Source organism: Mesorhizobium sp. WSM3879, from assembly GCF_002294915.1.
GTDB lineage: Bacteria > Pseudomonadota > Alphaproteobacteria > Rhizobiales > Rhizobiaceae > Mesorhizobium.
In genome coordinates this window covers 245,365-261,138 of record NZ_NSFZ01000007.1, presented here as the reverse complement: position 1 = coordinate 261,138, position 15,774 = coordinate 245,365, and the positions used below count along the sequence as shown (strand labels likewise).

Here is a 15,774-nt window from a genome sequence, read left to right as displayed (position 1 = left end):
TTTCAGGATTAACCTGGGGATGATGGACGCGCGGGACTCGATCGGAACGGCTGGACGGATGCCAGCGGCGCTTACGCGCGGTGCTGCGTCTGCAAGAACCGGTCGTCTCAGATTTGCGCTTCGTCTCTGCGGTTTCTTCGTGCTCGCCCTGCTGGCGCTTTTCGCCGGCGGCTTCGGCTGGTTTGCCGACAAGGTCAGCAACATGACGACGCCGGTCAATCCGGCCAAGGCCGACGCAATCATCGTGCTCACCGGGGGCCAGTCGAGGCTCGACGCCGCCATGGATCTGCTGGCATCAGGCAAGGGCGAGCGGCTCTTGATCAGCGGTGTTCACCCCACGGCGAGCCGCCGCCAATTGCAAGCGGCAATGGGCGGCGACAAGCAGTTGTTCTCCTGCTGCGTCGACATCGACCGCGCCGCGCTCGACACGATCGGCAATGCCGAGGAGAGCGCCAAATGGGTGGAAAGCCACGCCTATGGCAGCATCATCGTCGTCACCAACAACTACCACATGCCGCGCAGCCTGCTCGAGATGGGCCGGCTGCTGCATGGCGCGCGGCTTGAGCCCTATCCGGTGGTCAACAACAAGCTCGGCAATGGCAGCTGGCTGACCAAGCCGGAAGCGCTGCGCGTGCTGCTCACCGAATACAGCAAATATGTGCTGGCGCTGGCGCGCGGCATCGTCCCGCTTCGGCCGACCACCGAGGGCGTCACGCTCGCCGAAGCCTCTACGGTGAGCAAGAACTAAGCTTCGCCAGACGCGCTGTTGCGCAGGCGTGCGATCTCCTGCTCCAGACCGGCAATGCGTCTATCCCGCTCGGCAAGCGCCGCAGCCACATCCGCCGCCTCGAAGCGCTGCGGAATGTGCTGCGGGCAATTTGCATCCCAGGCCGTGACGCTGAACAGGATCGCCTGCTCCGGCCGCGCCTTGTAGTTGGCCGGCATCAGCCTCGCCGTCAGCTCCGCATCGTCCTCGACGACGCGCGCCGTACCCCAGATCTTGATGCGCTGCCGAAGCATGTAGTCGATCAGGAACAGGAAGGCCTGGGCATTGTCCGCAAGATTGCCCTGGGTGATGAACTGCCGGTTCCCCGAGAAATCGGCAAAGCCGATCGTATGCCCGTCCAGCACCTTCAGGAAGCCGGCTGGCCCGCCGCGATGCTGAACATAGGGTTGACCTCCGCCATTGGTTGTCGCCAGGAACACGCTGGTCTGCGCCTCGATGAAGGCAGCGAGGTCGGGCGTGATCGTCGCCCGCCAGCCGCCGCGCTCCTCGACCCGCGCATAAGATGCGCGCGAGCCTTTGCGGGACTGGATGGCCTTGACCGTAGGGGTAAAGGCGACGTCGCTGGTGAAGGCGTCCATGGCGGCGGTCCTCTGCCAAAGTGGAACGACATGTAGCCCCTTCCGAAATCCGGAGGTAGAAGGCATAGTTGCAATCCATCCTTCCACATTTCGGAAGAATAGATGGACCGCCTCGACGCCATGTCCTTGTTCGTAGCCACGGTGGAGGCCGGCAGCCTTTCCGCCGTCGCGCGACACGCCGGCGTGCCGCTCGCCACCGTCAGCCGCAAGCTCTCCGAACTGGAGAGGCACCTCAAGACGCGTCTGCTCAACCGCTCGACGCGGCGCCTCACCTTGACGGACGCTGGTCGTTCCTATCTCGCCGCCTGCCGCCGCATCCTCGATGAGGTGGGCGAAGCTGAACGAGCCGCCGCTGGCGAATATTTGAGCCCGACCGGCGAGCTGGTGATCACTGCGCCGGTCGTCTTCGGCCGCCTGCATGTGCTGCCGGTCGTCACAGATTTTCTGGCCGCCTATCCCGACGTCGACATCCGCCTGACGCTGTCCGATCGGATCACGCAACTGATCGAGGAGCATATCGATCTTGCCGTGCGCATCGGCGAGCTGCCGGATTCGGCCATGGTCGCAGCGCGCGTCGGCCAGATCCGCCGCATCGTCTGCGCCAGCCCGGCATATCTTGCGAAGCATGGCACGCCGTTCGAACCGCGCGACCTTTCAGGCCACAACTGCATCACCTTCGAAGGGCTTGCCTCTCCCGCGACGTGGAGCTTCGGCACCGGCAAGAGCGAAACCGTGGTTCCGGTCCGCTCGCGGCTGCAGCTCAACACCGCCGAGGCAGCAATCGATGCGGCGATCGCCGGCCTCGGCCTGACGAGGGTGCTCTCCTATCAGGCGGACGCCGCGGTGCGCGCCGGCGCGCTTCATGTTGTGCTCGAGCCGTTCGAGCCGCCGCCATGGCCGGTCAATCTCCTGCATGCCGGTCAGGGCCTGCTGCCGGTGAAGCTGCGCGCCTTCCTCGATTTCGCGGCGCCCCGCCTGAAGGAGCGGCTGGCGCGCTCGCTGTGATGCGCCCCACCGTCGCGCCGTTTCCTTTTTGCCCGCGCTTGGTGTAACCAACGCTCACTTCCACACCGGGCCCTTTCCCGCATGCTCATTATCCGCTCGCTGGCGTTCAACCTAGCCTTCTATCTCAGCCTGGTCGTTCAGATGATCTTCTGGACGCCCTTCTATTTCCTGTCGCCCCGCCACCGCGCCTGGTTCGTGCCGAAATTCTGGTCGCGCACCTCGATGTGGCTTTACGACAAGATCGCCGGCACCAGGAGCGAAATCACGGGCGCCGAGAACCTGCCTGAGGGGTCCTTCATCCTGGCGCCGAAGCATCAGTCCTTCTGGGATGCGATCGCCTTTTTTCCTTATCTCGACGACGCCTTGTATATCCTGAAGCGGGAGCTGACCTGGATCCCCTTCTTCGGCTGGTACATCATGAAGATGCGCATGATCCCGGTCGACCGCGGCAGCCGCTCCAAGGCGCTGAAAGCTGTCGTTGCCGCGACAAGGCAGGAGATGGCGCGCAATCCGCGTCAGCTTATCATCTACCCGGAAGGCACTCGTCGCCCACCGGGCGCCGAGCCGTCCTACAAATACGGCATCGTCGAGCTCTATACCCAGCTTGGCGTTCCCGTGGTGCCGGTCGCCCATGTCGCCGGCCTCTACTGGCCGCGCCGCAAGTTCATGCGATATCCGGGCACCATCAAGGCCCGTTTTCTGCCGCCGATTCCTCCGGGGCTCGACAAGGAGGAGTTCATGCAGCGGCTGATCGGCGAGACCGAGACCGCCTGCGACGAGCTGCTGGTCGAGGCCTCGCGCGCGCCGAACCCGCCGCCGATGCCGCCGACGGCGGTGAAGCGGCTGGCGGAGCTCGGCGCTGCGGCGAAGGCCTGAGCTCCCCTTACGGCAGCCCCGCCAGTGCAGTCGTCAGCACCAGCGTCGCCGCGAAGACGATATTGATGATCCGCGACGCCAATGGATCGCGCAGCAGCCTCGCGAAAATCGTCCCAGCGAGAAGCCAGAGCACATGAATGGCGACGATCATCGCTGCCAGCACCAAAAGTTTGGCCGAAATCCCGAGCCCGTCGACCGTGGATGAAGCTCCCGCGAAGACCGCGCCGATCGCCACATAGGCTTTCGGGTTGGCGACGGCGAGCATGAAGCCGCCGAAGAAGGTGGGACGCGCCGCCGCATTGCCGCCTTGGGCAAGCGGCGGCGCTGTCGCGATCCTGAAGGCAAGGTAGAGGATATAGAGGGCCGAAGCGACAGTCAGCAACGGTGCCAGCCCCGGCACCGAGGCGAGCATGCCGAATATCCCGGCGGCCACAACCAGGAGCACGGCCGTCGTTCCAAGCACGATGCCGGACGTATAACCCAGCGAAGGCCGCAGCCCGAAAGCGGCGCCGACGGCGGTGACGCTGATCGTCGCCGGACCTGGGCTACCCATGACAACGGTCGCCGCCATGACCAGCGCCAGCACCTGCTGCCAGGGCTGCGCTTCGGACAAAACTTCTCCGACCATGCCGAACCTCAATTCCTGCCGCGATCGGGTAGGAATTATCGCGAGGCTATCTGCAAGGTCTTGGACGATCGTGCGGGGGACCTGCTGCACTAACGCATGTTGGATCCAGGTCAGGCCGGCATCCGCCTGAATATCGACACGCCTTAAGCGCTGGCGCGATCGAGCGCTGCGATGTCGTCGGCGGAAAGCTTGAGCGATGCGGCGCGGATCAGGCTTTCCATCTGTGCGGGCGTCGTGGCGCTGGCAATCGGCGCGGTGATGCCCGGCCGCGCCATGATCCAGGCGAGCGCCACTTCGGCCTGCTTGGCCGAATGGCGCCCGGCCGCGGCATCGAGCGCGGAGAGAATGCGCATGCCGCGTTCGTTGAGATACTCGGCCACGTCTTCGCCACGCTCGCTCCGGCCAAGGTCGGCCTTGCTGCGGTATTTGCCGCTGAGGAACCCCTTGGCCAGGCCGAAATAGGTGATGACGCCGAGGCCTTCCGCCTTGCACAGGTCGAGCAGCGGGCCGTCCAGCGAAGAGCGATCGTACAGATTGTATTCGGGCTGCAGAACCTCGTAACGCGGCAGGCCCCGCAGGCTGGCGACATCCAGGGCCGCGCGCAATTGCCCCGCATCGAGATTGGAGCAGCCCGGGTAGCGGATCTTGCCCTTATCGAGCAGGCGCTGATAGGCGCCGAGCGTTTCCTCGTAAGGCGTCGCCGGGTCCGGCCAGTGCGACAGATAGAGGTCGATGACGTCGGTCTGCAGCCGCTTGAGCGATTGGTCGACCGCCTTTTCGATATAGGCTGCGGAGAGGTCCCGCCTGCCCTGTCCCATGTCGGAGCCGACCTTGGTGATGACGACGATGCTGTCCCGGTTGCCGCGGCTCTTCATCCAGTTGCCGATGATGGTTTCGGATTCGCCGCCTTTGTTGCCCGGCGCCCAGCGCGAATAGGCGTCCGCCGTGTCGACTGCGTTGAAGCCGGCCTCGGCAAAGCGGTCGAGCAGGTCGAACGAGGTCTTCTCGTCGGCGGTCCAGCCGAAGACGTTGCCTCCAAGGACCAGCGGCGCGATGGAAAGGTCGGTGCGACCGAGACGGCGTTTCTGCAAGACTGATCTCCGTGATGCTGGGAAGGGCCTGGATGCCCAGAGGATGGATTGCGGCTAAGCTAGGTCGTGCCTTGCCCAGGTCAAAGGCATGGTTTTGCTTTTTGATCGGGCCAGATCTTCACGAAGGCGCGACCTGCCGCCCCACCTCTTCCAGCCAGTGGTCGCGGATGCCGAGCGCCCTCAGATGCTCCACTGTGCTCAGGACATAGTCTTCGTTCCTGCCCGATTGGCCCACGGCACCGCGCACGACTTTTGCCGCATGGTCGGCGTCGAGCCCGCCGGCATATTGCTCATGCGCGCGGTCGACGATGTAGGCGACCGCTTCGACCGTTCCGCCTTGTCCCGCCCCATCCAGCCGGACATCGAGAGTGCGTTCGAGATAGACGCTGGTCACCAGTTCGCGCTCGCGCAGATAGGAAAGCACTTCGTCACGCAAATCGCCGGGCACGCGGAAGGCGAGCCCGACGCAGGAGCCGCCGCGGTCGAGGCCGAGCACCAGGCCCGGCCGCTCACGCGTACCGCGATGAACGAAGGAATAGACGCAGAGCGACCGGCGGAAGCCGTAAAGACGGGCGCGCCGCGTTTCGACATGTGCGAAACCGGGCCGCCAGATCAGCGACCCGTAGCCAAAAACCCAAAAATCGCCCATATCGCCAAGCCTGATTGCATTCGAGTGACGACACCACACCGGTAAGGTGCTTCTTCTGTCCCCGCTTGTCGTGCGTAAGAACAACCACCCGCTCGCCGCATGAGGGGTTAACGAGAGCCGCAGCATGACGTCAAGTGACGAGCGATCGCGCAAACCTCGCCGCCGGCTGTTCTGGCTTGCGGCGTTCATCTTGGTGCTGTTCGCGCTCTACAGCGGCGGATGGTTCTATCTCGCCGGCAAGGTCAAGACCGAGGCCGAGCGGGCCGTGGCCGAGCTTGGAGGCAAGGGCATCAAGGCCGACTGCGCCAATCTCACGGTCAGCGGTTATCCACTGGACTTCACGGTCGCCTGCGACAGCCTGGCCTATCAGGACGATGCCAGGAATGTAGCGGCCTCGACCGGCGATATGAACGTCGTCGCTCGCATCACCCAGCCTCTGTCGCCCGTGGCGAACCTGCGCGGGCCGTTGCGGACTGTGGCGCCGGGCATGCCGCCGCTTTGGCTCGACTGGGACAAGCTGCACGCCACGGTCAAGCTGTCATGGCCGCTTCCGCGCCGCATTTCGCTTCAGGCGGAAGGCGTGTCTGGACAGACCGATCCGGCCGACGACACCGATCCCGTGCAGCTGTTCAGCGCCGGCCAGGCGGCCGGCCAGCTGCAGCCGAACGGCCAGGACCTCGTCTATACCGGCAGCTTTGGCGACCTGAAGATCGACGCGGAAGCTGTCGGCGGACGCGTGCTGCCGGAACTCGACGGCGCCGGCGAAGCGACAGTGAAGAACGGCGTCGCGCTGATTAAGGCGCCGCCGAAAAGCCTGCGCGGCCAGTCGGTCGACATCGCAAGCCTCGACGTGTCATCGGGCACGGCGCGCGTAACCGTATCCGGGCCGATTTCGATCGACGCCGACGGCCTGATCGATGCAAATCTGTCGATCAAGCTGAAGGACCCGAAGGCCGTGGCGGCCATCCTCGCTGGCGCCATTCCCGAGCACAAGAGCGAGATCGAGCAGGGTTTTGCCGGCATTGCCATGCTCGGCAACCAACCGTCCATGCCGCTCAAGATCGTGAAGGGCAAGGCTTCGCTTGGCTTCATCCCGCTCGGCAAGATCAAGCCGGTCGATTGAGGCTGCGATGGCGGGACCGGTCAAACTGCTCAGCGTCGGCGCGTTCACCCTCGACACGATCCTGCGTCTCGAGACGCTGCCCGCGCATCAGGGCAAGTTCATCGCCAGCGACGGTGTCCAGATCGCCTCCGGCATGGCGACGAGTGCGGCCTGCGCCGCGCATCGCCTCGGCGCCGATGTGTCGCTTTGGGCGAGCGCGGGAGACGATGCGGTCGGCGACCGGCTGATTGCCGAGATCGAGGCGGAAGGCGTCGATTGCAGCCTGGTCCGCCGCGTCGCCGGCGCGCGCTCGGCGCTGGCCGCGATCCTGGTGGATGCCCATGGCGAGCGCATCATCGTGCCCTTCTATGACAGCAGGGCGCAAGCCGATCCCGACACGCTGCCGCTTGCCGAACTTTCCGCCTTCGACGCCGTGCTGGTGGACGTCCGCTGGCCGGGCGCCGCGGCACTTGCCTTGGCGGCCGCGCGGGACGCCGGCCGTCCGGCGATCCTCGACGCCGACACCGCGCCGGTCGACGTGCTCGAGCGGCTTTTGCCGTTGGCCTCGCACATCGTCGCCTCGGAGCCGGCGGCGCGGATCGTCTGCGGCCATGCGCTCGATCCGGAAAGCGCATGCGCCGATCTCGCCTCGCGCACCGACGCCTTCGTCGCGGTGACGGGCGGCGCTGCCGGAACCTGGTGGCATGATCGGAGAACCGGTCGCGTCCGGCATGTCGAGGCGCCGAAGGTCAAGGCGGTCGACACGCTCGCCGCCGGCGACGTCTTCCACGGCGCCTTCGCCGTCGGCCTTGCCGAAGCCATGCCGCCCGAGCAGGCGCTGCGCTTTGCCAGCGCCGCCGCCGCGCTTAAATGCCTGCGCTTCGGCGGCCGGCTCGGCGCTCCGGACAGAGCCGAGACAATGGCCATGATGGCGGCGCACTGGCCCCCATCGGGACAGATCGAGCAGAAGGCCTAGGGCTTGGCCCGCGGGTGCTCTACGGCCTGCCGGCCGAAATCCGGCACATCGATATCCTGGCCGGCCTCGATGATCGAGCGGCGGATGGCGCGCGTGCGGGTGAACAGGTCGAACAGCTTTTCGCCGTCGCCCCAGCGGATCGCCCGCTGCAGCGAGGCCAGATCCTCCGAGAAGCGCGCCAGCATTTCCAGGATCGCGTCCTTGTTATGCAGGCACACGTCCCGCCACATGGTCGGGTCGGAAGCGGCCAGTCGGGTAAAGTCGCGAAAACCGGAAGCGGAATACTTGATGACTTCCGTCTTGGTCACCGATTCCAGGTCGTCGGCGGTGCCGACGATGTTGTAGGCGATGATATGCGGCAGATGCGAGACGATGGCCAGGGTCATGTCGTGATGCTGCGGGTCCATCGTGTCGATGTTGGAGCCGCAGCGCCGCCAGAATTCGGAGAGCTTTTCCAGCGCCTCCGGATCCGTGCCCGGCAGCGGCGTGAAGATGCACCAGCGGTTGTCGAAGAGATCGGCGAACCCGGCATCCGGCCCGGACTTTTCCGTGCCCGCCAGCGGGTGCCCGGGGATGAAATGCACACCGACGGGCACATGCGGCTGCATTTGCGCGATCACCGAAGCTTTGGTTGAGCCGACATCGGTAAGGATCGCGCCTTTCTTCAGCGCCGGCGCGATTTCGGCCGCGACCTCGCCGGACGAGCCGACCGGAACCGAGACGATGACGAGATCCGCGTCGCGCACTGCGTCTTCGGCCTCGGTCGTGTAGGAATCGCCGAGACCCAGTTCCTCGGCGCGCTTGAGCGTCGATTGGCTGCGCGTCGCGATAGCGATGTGGCGCGCCAGGCCTTCGCGGCGGATGACGCGGGCGAGCGACGAACCGATCAGGCCGATGCCGACCAGCGCTATTCTTCCGAACATCGGTGCTGTCATGGTGCTTCAGCTTTTCAGAAATGTCTTGAGCGCCTCGACGACGCCGCGATTGGCCTCCTCGATGCCGATGCTCATGCGCAGCGCGTTGGGAAAGCCGTAGCCGGTGACGCGCCGCAGGATGTAGCCGCGCGCGCTGAGATAGTCGTCCGCGGCCGCTGCCGAATGCTTTTTGTTGTCGGGGAAGTGGATCAGCACGAAATTGCCGACGCTGGGCGTCACGCGCAGCCCGAGCCCGGTCAGTTCCTCGCTGACCCAGGCAAGCCACTTCTCGTTATGCGCCACGCTACGCTCGACATGGGCACGGTCGCGGATGGCCGCGATGCCGGCCTCGATCGCGGTTGCATTGACGTTGAAGGGCCCGCGCACCCGGTTGATGGCATCGACGATATGCGCCGGTCCGTACATCCAGCCGATGCGTGCGCCGCCGAGGCCGAGCTTGGAGAAGGTGCGGGTCATGACCACGTTCTCCGAGCTCCCGGCCAGCTCGATGCCGGCTTCATAGTCGTTGCGCCGCACATATTCGGCATAGGCCGCGTCGAGCACCAGGAGCACGCTCTTGGGCAGTCCGGCATGCAGCCGGCGCACCTCCTGGAACGGCACGTAAGTGCCGGTCGGATTGTTGGGGTTGGCGAGGAACACGATCCGGGTCGCCGGCGTCACCGCGGCGAGGATCGCGTCGATGTCCGCGCGCTCGTCGGTCTCCTTGACCGCCACCGGCTTGGCGCCGGCGGCTTGGATATAGATCTTGTAGACCATGAAGGCGTGTTCGGTGAACACGGCCTCGTCTCCCGGCGCGAGATAGGTCTGCGCCAGCAGCCCCAGGATCTCGTCGGAGCCATTGGAGCAGACGATGTTTGCCGGATTGAGGCCGTGCACATCGGCGATCGCCTCGCGCAGCCGGCGGGCGGAGCCGTCGGGATAAACGTCCAATTTGGCAGCCACCTCCCGGGCGGCCTCGATCGCCTTCGGCGAGGGCCCGAGCGGATTCTCATTGGACGACAGCTTGTAGACCTTCGTCACGCCGGCCGGCGCGGTACTTTTTCCCGGCACATAGGCCTCGATGTCCATGATGCCCGCGCGGGGCGTCGGACGTGGCTGATCCTGCTTCATGTCACAAATCCGTCGAGAGGCCCTGGTTCGAGGCCGCAGCGGAAATACAGGCCGTGGCCCCGAATGTCGAGTGCCGGCGCGCTCGCCCCAGTAGGCAGACCCGTTGACGAAGCGCGGCGCTGGCCCTAGAAGAACAGCCGGATCTCCCGTGGTGATTTGGCCGGTCGGCTTGCAGCCACGTTAAACAATTCGCTAAAGGGCCGTTTGCAACCTGTAACCGGCTTTGCGAAGGCAGGCCGGTTTTTTGTTGTCTGTTGCCGGCCGGACGCCGTATCGCGAGATCGATGCGACTGGATGGGGGAATGCAATGGCCGCTCAGCGCGCTCCAAGGACCAACCACGAGGCCGACCAACCGTCGAGCCCGGTGTTGCAGTTCGGTCCCGACAAACCGCTAAAGCTCGATGCGGGCACCGTGCTGTCGCCGTTCCAGGTCGCTTACCAGACCTACGGCGCCCTGAACGACGCCCGCTCCAACGCCATCCTCGTCTGCCACGCGCTGACCGGCGACCAGCATGTCGCCAGCACCAACCCGGTGACCGGCAAGCCGGGCTGGTGGGAGGTGCTGATAGGCCCCGGCAAGATCATCGACACCAGCCGCTTTTTTGTCATTTGCGCCAACGTCATCGGCGGCTGCCTCGGCTCCACCGGCCCGGCCTCGACCGATCCGGCGACAGGCAGGCCCTATGGGCTCGACCTGCCGATCATCACCATCCGCGACATGGTGCGGGCGCAGCTGATGCTGGTCGATCATTTCGGCATCGAGAAGCTGTTCTGCGTGCTCGGCGGCTCGATGGGCGGCATGCAGGTGCTGCAATGGGCCGCAAGCTACCCGGAACGCGTCTTCTCCGCGTTGCCGATCGCCACCGGCGCCCGCCATTCCTCGCAGAACATCGCCTTCCACGAGGTCGGGCGGCAGGCCGTCATGGCCGATCCGGACTGGCACGGCGGCAAATATCTCGATTTCGGCAGGCGGCCGGAAAAGGGCCTCGCCGTGGCGCGCATGGCCGCGCACATCACTTACCTCTCGGAAGCAGCGCTGCACCGCAAGTTCGGCCGCAACCTGCAGGATCGCGAGGCGCTGACCTTCGGCTTCGACGCCGATTTCCAGATCGAAAGCTATCTGCGCCATCAGGGCATGACCTTCGTCGACCGCTTCGACGCCAACTCCTACCTCTATCTGACCCGCGCTATGGACTATTTCGACCTCGCCGCCGACCACGGCGGACGGCTGGCCGATGCCTTCGCGGGCACCAAGACACGCTTCTGTCTCGTGTCGTTCACAAGCGACTGGCTGTTCCCGACCGAGGAAAGCCGCTCGATCGTGCATGCGCTGAACGCCGCCGGCGCGTCCGTCTCCTTCGTCGAGATCGAGACCGATCGCGGCCATGACGCTTTCCTGCTCGACGAACCGGAATTGTTCGCGGCCATCAACGGCTTCATAGCCTCGGCCGCGCGCGCAAGGGGGCTCAGCCTATGAGCAGCGCGCGATCTCTGTGTCTTGGCCGCACTTCTGAGGCGCCGAGATTCCCATTGGCCGCAAATGCTCAAAGGCCGGAGGCGTGCCCATGAGCGTTAATCGCGCCCAGCGCGTCGACCTCGAAGTCGTCACCGATCTCATCCCGCCGCATTCGCGCGTGCTCGATGTCGGCTCCGGCGATGGCGTGCTTCTGGAGGTTCTGCAGGCGACCAAGCAGGTTGATGGCCGCGGCCTGGAGCTGTCACAGCGCGGCGTCAACGAATGCGTGGCGCGCGGCCTTTCCGTCGTCCAGGGCGATGCCGACAAGGACCTCGAATTCTACCCCGACAAAGGTTTTGATTTCGTCGTCCTGTCGCAAACGCTGCAGGCGACCCGCAACCCGAAACTTGTGCTCGACGAGCTGCTTCGGATCGGCAACCGCGCGATCGTCTCCTTCCCCAATTTCGGCCATTGGCGCGTGCGCTTCTCGCTGCTGATCAAGGGCAGGATGCCGGTCACCAAGGACCTGCCCTATTCCTGGTACGACACGCCGAACATCCACTTCTGCACCATTCGCGACTTCGTCAATCTGTGCGAAGAGCTCGGCGCGACGGTCGAGAAGGCGACCGCGCTCGACGCCAACGGCCAGAAGATCGGCCTGTCGATGCCCTGGTGGTTCTGGAACTTCTTCGGCCAGCAGGCAGTGTTCTTGCTGAAACGATGATCTCGCTCGATCTCTTTCGACGCCGGCCGGCCGTGGTTCAAATCCCGTCGGAAATTCTGTCGGAGATAAGCACTGGGATTCTTGTGTGCACTTCGCCGCGTACCGGCAGCAATCATCTTGCAGGACTGATGGCTTCCGCCGGGCTGGGCAATCCACTGGAATGGTTTGGCGGGCGCCGGCTGCTCGAACAGCCAGGCTATCCGCGCGATGCCAGAGGGCAGCTTCTGAGGGCGCTGACGGAAGGACGGTCCTCTTGCGGAATCTACGCGATCAAGCTTTTTGCGAGTCAGTTCGCTCAAGTTGCCAAGAAGGTGAACCTCCCCGCCAGTCTTCCCAACCTTCACTATGTGCGCCTGACGCGCAGCGATCTGCTGGGTCAGGCGATCTCATGGGCGCGTGCGCGCCAAACCCGCAGATTCCGCTCTAGCGAGGTCAATCGCGCATCCCCACGCTATGACGGCGAGGCTATCGCCGAATCGCTTGAAAAGATTCTGATGGAGACTCTGGCTTGGGACCGGTGGTTCGCGAAAAACGGGCTGTCCGTCCTTGCGCTAACTTACGAGCAGGTCCAGCAAGACCCGAGAGGAAGCCTCGAGAAAATTGCCCAGTTGGCCGGGGTCGAGCCTGTCTGGGGAACGAATCTCGTGTCGGGCCTCGAAATCCAACGCGACGCGACCAATGACGAATGGCGAAAACGTTTCCTGTCTGAATATGCCGACCCGTCCAGCTTCCAGCACAGAAAAAAGCGTGGCTTCCTGAAGATCTAGAAACTGGGGCTTCATGCGATTGAAGCGCAGACTTGCAAATAGAATGGCACCGAGAATCGTTTGACGGCATACTCCGCACGGCTACTGCGACTGTACCGGCAAAACTGGTGGTGATTATCTATGGCTGAACACCCGATCTATTCGATCGTCATGGAGATGGAGAACGCCAAATCCATCGACTGGGACGAGATCGGCCTGGGGCTGAAGTCACTGGCGCGCGAAATCGCGGCTGTTTCCGCTAGCGGTTTTACAAGGCCAAAAGTTGTCGTGTCGCATGGCGGGCCCGATTCGGACGGCAGCTTGCTGCAAGCGAGCATTGAAGCTGAAGCGCCTGAATTGATGCTGGTTGCCGACCTGACAATCACAGCTTGCCCCGACGGTCGGTATTACGAACTCAAGAACAACGGCGTGCTTTTGACCGAAGGAGACATCGTCGTTTTCCTGGATTCGGACACGGTCCCTCAGCCAGGTTGGCTTTCAAATCTGCTGCAGCCGTTTCAACAGCCGCAAACCGTCTGCGTGAACGGCCATACCTATCTGTGCTATGACGACTTCTTCTCGAGAACCTTCGCCTTGATCTGGTTCTTCCCGATGGCCCGCGGAGATGAAAGATTCGCCTCGAAGCGGGCGATCAATGCCAACAATGTCGCCTTCCGGCGCCATTGGATCGTCAACCACCCTTTCCCGGCACATAACGGCTTCAAGGTGTCCTGCACGCTGCTGATGCACCAGCTTCGGCGCGAGGGCCACAAGATTGTCAACGTCGATGCGCGCGTTTACCACTACTCTCCGCGCGGCTGGCGGTTCTTCTATTGGCGCGCGTTGGTGACCGGCAGGGACGCCGACCGCAAGTTCGTCGCGCTTCATGCCCCCAGTCGCAGGCAGCGGATCGTCAAGTCGTTCAGTCGCTGGTGGACCATGTCGTGGCGCACGACGCGACGCGTGCTCAGCCACGCGCCGCAAACGGGTATGCCTCTTTGGCAGATCCCGTTTTCACTGGTGGTAGGCCTGGCTTTTTATACCCTGGCATTTCTTGGTCATTTCAGCCTCGCTGCCGGTCTCGTAAGCGACGAAATCGAAACCGTGCCTGACTATGTCGGGCATAGTTGAAGGATAAACCGCCGCGAAGTGTTGCTTTCAAACCGCATGACTTTGAGGAAACACGCTCTGAACTTGACCCCGATGCGACACCTCAGGTGACATAGGCGGCTCTTTTCTGTAGCGTTTGCCGAATCCATCCGGGGGCGGACATGGAGGCAGGTGGTGCGAGTATCTTACGGTCATCGTTTATCTGCCCATAACGAAAGTTAGATGCCGACTGCCTCCGACCCAGCTCCGCTGATCACCGTGATCACGCCGACGCACAACCGGCGAAGCCAGGTCGTGCGCGCGGTGGAAAGTGTTCTTGCCCAGACACTTACCCGCTTCGAGCACATTGTTGTCGACGACGGTTCGACCGACGGAACGGCCTTGGCGCTGGCCGAGATTCGCGATCCCAGACTGATCTATGTCGGCGCGAAATGGCGCGGCGCCAATGCCGCGCGCAACGCGGGCATCGAGCGCGCGCGGGCGCCGATCGTGACCTTTCTTGATTCGGACGATGTCTATCTGCCGGACCGCCTCGACCGGACGCTGTCGCACTTCGACAGGAACCCCTCGCTCGAAGTGCTGATCAGTTCCTTCATCTCGGTCAAGGGCGGCCGCAGCACCAAATGCATCAATCGTCAGGCTTTGCTCGACAAAAGCAGGCTGCAGCGCGCCCTGGTCTCGCAGACGATTTTCATCGCCGGCTCGGCGATCACCGCCCGGCACGAATCGCTGCTTGCGATCGGCGGCTTTGACAGCGATATCACGCGCATGCAGGACCGCGAATTGCTGCTGCGTTTTGCCAACCGCAGCGGCGCCTTGCTGTCGGATGATATCGACTGGAAAAAATACAATTCGGAAAATTCGATCTCCGGCCGGCGCGACGGCTATGTCGAGGCCTACGCCAACCTGATCGGCAAACATCCTTATATTGCCGACCGCTATCCCGACGTGCCGCCCTATATGATCGCGCGGCAGATCATCGCCGACATATTGAAGGGCAGGCTGCCACAGGCCTTTTCGGGCTATCTCGCCAATCGGTCGTCAAAGGCGCTCGGCTACTCGCCGACCGAACTGCTGCGCGGCTATGTCGTCGGCCGGCGCTGGCGCCGCGATTGCTATGACGAGTTCCGCGCCAGATACGGCGCCCGGGCGGCCTGAGGCACAGCGCGGCGCTCTGGCCGAAACAGTGCAAATGGGGACTTCACCGATCCAGCTCCGGAAAATAAGGATCGGAAAACCGCTGCCGCAGCCGTTCGCCAAGCAGGCAGTCGGTCGGCGCCTCCGCGTCGACGCGGATGCTGCCGGCGTCGCCGATCCCGCTCACCTCCTGGATCAGCTTGCGGCGGATAGCCGTCGAGAATTCCGACGCCGCATAGATCGGCAGCACGAACGAACCGGGGCCGCCGGTGACGCAATCGGCATAGTAGCGGTCGAGACGAATGACGCTCGGCGACGGACTGATCAGGATCGGCAGGCCGTTGACCACGATGCCCTTGGCCAAAGCCGCATCACGGATCATCGCGACGGGCAGCCCGGCATTGTTGGGCCCGTCCCCCGATATGTCGATGACCCGGCGCGGCGCCGAGTAGCTGTTTTTCTCCAGAAGTCCGGCGCCGAATCCGAGAGCGCCTGAAATCGACGTGCCGCGAAAGCTCCGGAATGGACGACCCGCGATCTTGTCGGCGAAGGCGTTGGCGCTGTCCGCGCCGTCGATCACTTGCCAGCCAATCACGCCGTCGTCGCGCACGACGCCCGCCCATTCGAAATAGGCGAGCGCGATGCGGCCCCTCGGGCCCGAGCGCACGGCGCTGATGAAGTCGGGATGGCGCAGCGCCTCGACATAGCCGGCGCGCTGCAGGGCGAACTCTTCTTCGTCCATCGATTGCGAGATGTCGACGGCCAGCACGAGTTCGACATCGACGGCAGTGCCGCCGATTGCAGGCATTGGCGCTGCCTCGGCGCAGGCAAGGCATGCAAGCAGGCTGAACAGCTTGAGCATGG

17 protein-coding genes and 1 riboswitch are annotated in these 15,774 nt (G+C 64.0%); of the genes, 10 read left to right on the top strand and 7 right to left on the bottom strand.

Annotation, left to right across the window (positions count from 1 at the left end; genetic code table 11):
* Positions 1 to 19: 19 nt before the first annotated feature.
* Positions 20 to 748, top strand: a complete 729-nt coding sequence (locus tag CK218_RS18180) for a YdcF family protein (protein ID WP_095828442.1) — start codon at positions 20 to 22, stop codon at positions 746 to 748.
* Here the strand turns inward: CK218_RS18180 and CK218_RS18175 are convergent.
* Positions 745 to 1,365 carry a pyridoxamine 5'-phosphate oxidase family protein gene (locus tag CK218_RS18175; RefSeq protein ID WP_095828441.1) on the bottom strand — a complete coding sequence of 207 codons (621 nt, stop codon included), beginning with the start codon at positions 1,363 to 1,365 and terminating at the stop codon, positions 745 to 747. The genes CK218_RS18180 and CK218_RS18175 overlap by 4 nt on opposite strands.
* A gap of 102 nt (positions 1,366 to 1,467) precedes the next feature.
* Between CK218_RS18175 and CK218_RS18170 the strand changes: the two genes are divergently transcribed.
* Positions 1,468 to 2,370, top strand: coding sequence for a LysR family transcriptional regulator (locus CK218_RS18170; protein WP_095828440.1), 903 nt, complete (start codon positions 1,468 to 1,470; stop codon positions 2,368 to 2,370).
* A gap of 81 nt (positions 2,371 to 2,451) precedes the next feature.
* Positions 2,452 to 3,246 (top strand): 1-acyl-sn-glycerol-3-phosphate acyltransferase, encoded by a 795-nt coding sequence (locus CK218_RS18165; RefSeq protein WP_095779346.1) that lies wholly within the window; start codon positions 2,452 to 2,454, stop codon positions 3,244 to 3,246.
* A gap of 7 nt (positions 3,247 to 3,253) precedes the next feature.
* Here the strand turns inward: CK218_RS18165 and CK218_RS18160 are convergent, their stop codons facing one another.
* From CK218_RS18160 to CK218_RS18150, 3 genes are all read right to left on the bottom strand, one after another.
* On the bottom strand, positions 3,254 to 3,874 hold the full coding sequence (locus CK218_RS18160) for a LysE family translocator (protein ID WP_095828439.1): 621 nt from the start codon (positions 3,872 to 3,874) through the stop codon (positions 3,254 to 3,256).
* A 143-nt stretch (positions 3,875 to 4,017) separates the two neighbouring features.
* Positions 4,018 to 4,965 carry an aldo/keto reductase gene (locus tag CK218_RS18155; RefSeq protein ID WP_095828438.1) on the bottom strand — a complete coding sequence of 316 codons (948 nt, stop codon included), beginning with the start codon at positions 4,963 to 4,965 and terminating at the stop codon, positions 4,018 to 4,020.
* A 118-nt stretch (positions 4,966 to 5,083) separates the two neighbouring features.
* Positions 5,084 to 5,614 carry a gamma-glutamylcyclotransferase gene (locus CK218_RS18150; protein WP_066990269.1) on the bottom strand — a complete coding sequence of 177 codons (531 nt, stop codon included), beginning with the start codon at positions 5,612 to 5,614 and terminating at the stop codon, positions 5,084 to 5,086.
* Positions 5,615 to 5,738: 124 nt separating this feature from the next.
* Here CK218_RS18150 and CK218_RS18145 point away from each other — a divergent pair, with 124 nt between their 5' ends.
* Positions 5,739 to 6,737 carry a DUF2125 domain-containing protein gene (locus CK218_RS18145; RefSeq protein ID WP_095828437.1) on the top strand — a complete coding sequence of 333 codons (999 nt, stop codon included), beginning with the start codon at positions 5,739 to 5,741 and terminating at the stop codon, positions 6,735 to 6,737.
* 7 nt (positions 6,738 to 6,744) lie between these two features.
* Complete coding sequence (locus tag CK218_RS18140) at positions 6,745 to 7,692, top strand: sugar kinase (protein ID WP_095828436.1); 948 nt, start codon at positions 6,745 to 6,747, stop codon at positions 7,690 to 7,692.
* Here CK218_RS18140 and CK218_RS18135 read toward each other — a convergent pair.
* On the bottom strand, positions 7,689 to 8,627 hold the full coding sequence (locus CK218_RS18135) for a prephenate/arogenate dehydrogenase family protein (RefSeq protein ID WP_176477939.1): 939 nt from the start codon (positions 8,625 to 8,627) through the stop codon (positions 7,689 to 7,691). The genes CK218_RS18140 and CK218_RS18135 overlap by 4 nt on opposite strands.
* Before the next feature lie 6 nt (positions 8,628 to 8,633).
* Complete coding sequence (gene hisC, locus CK218_RS18130; RefSeq protein ID WP_067319152.1) at positions 8,634 to 9,737, bottom strand: histidinol-phosphate transaminase; 1,104 nt, start codon at positions 9,735 to 9,737, stop codon at positions 8,634 to 8,636.
* 138 nt (positions 9,738 to 9,875) lie between these two features.
* Positions 9,876 to 9,953: riboswitch (SAM riboswitch) on the top strand.
* A gap of 91 nt (positions 9,954 to 10,044) precedes the next feature.
* Here hisC and CK218_RS18125 point away from each other — a divergent pair.
* From CK218_RS18125 to CK218_RS18105, 5 genes are all read left to right on the top strand, one after another.
* The gene (locus CK218_RS18125; protein WP_095779340.1) at positions 10,045 to 11,214 is read left to right on the top strand and encodes a homoserine O-acetyltransferase; all 1,170 of its coding nucleotides are present in this window, start codon (positions 10,045 to 10,047) and stop codon (positions 11,212 to 11,214) included.
* Positions 11,215 to 11,302: 88 nt separating this feature from the next.
* A complete protein-coding gene (metW, locus tag CK218_RS18120) occupies positions 11,303 to 11,917 on the top strand; it encodes a methionine biosynthesis protein MetW (RefSeq protein WP_066990286.1) in 615 nt (204 codons plus the stop codon).
* The gene (locus tag CK218_RS18115; protein ID WP_095779339.1) at positions 11,914 to 12,684 is read left to right on the top strand and encodes a Stf0 family sulfotransferase; all 771 of its coding nucleotides are present in this window, start codon (positions 11,914 to 11,916) and stop codon (positions 12,682 to 12,684) included. The genes metW and CK218_RS18115 overlap by 4 nt, the downstream gene beginning before the upstream one ends.
* Positions 12,685 to 12,804: 120 nt before the next feature.
* The gene (locus CK218_RS18110) at positions 12,805 to 13,794 is read left to right on the top strand and encodes a glycosyltransferase (protein WP_095828435.1); all 990 of its coding nucleotides are present in this window, start codon (positions 12,805 to 12,807) and stop codon (positions 13,792 to 13,794) included.
* Positions 13,795 to 13,995: 201 nt separating this feature from the next.
* Positions 13,996 to 14,931, top strand: a complete 936-nt coding sequence (locus tag CK218_RS18105) for a glycosyltransferase family A protein (RefSeq protein WP_095828434.1) — start codon at positions 13,996 to 13,998, stop codon at positions 14,929 to 14,931.
* 43 nt (positions 14,932 to 14,974) lie between these two features.
* On the opposite strand, the gene CK218_RS18100 is transcribed toward CK218_RS18105, so the two are convergent.
* Complete coding sequence (locus CK218_RS18100; RefSeq protein WP_095828433.1) at positions 14,975 to 15,772, bottom strand: DUF1194 domain-containing protein; 798 nt, start codon at positions 15,770 to 15,772, stop codon at positions 14,975 to 14,977.
* Positions 15,773 to 15,774 lie beyond the last annotated feature (2 nt).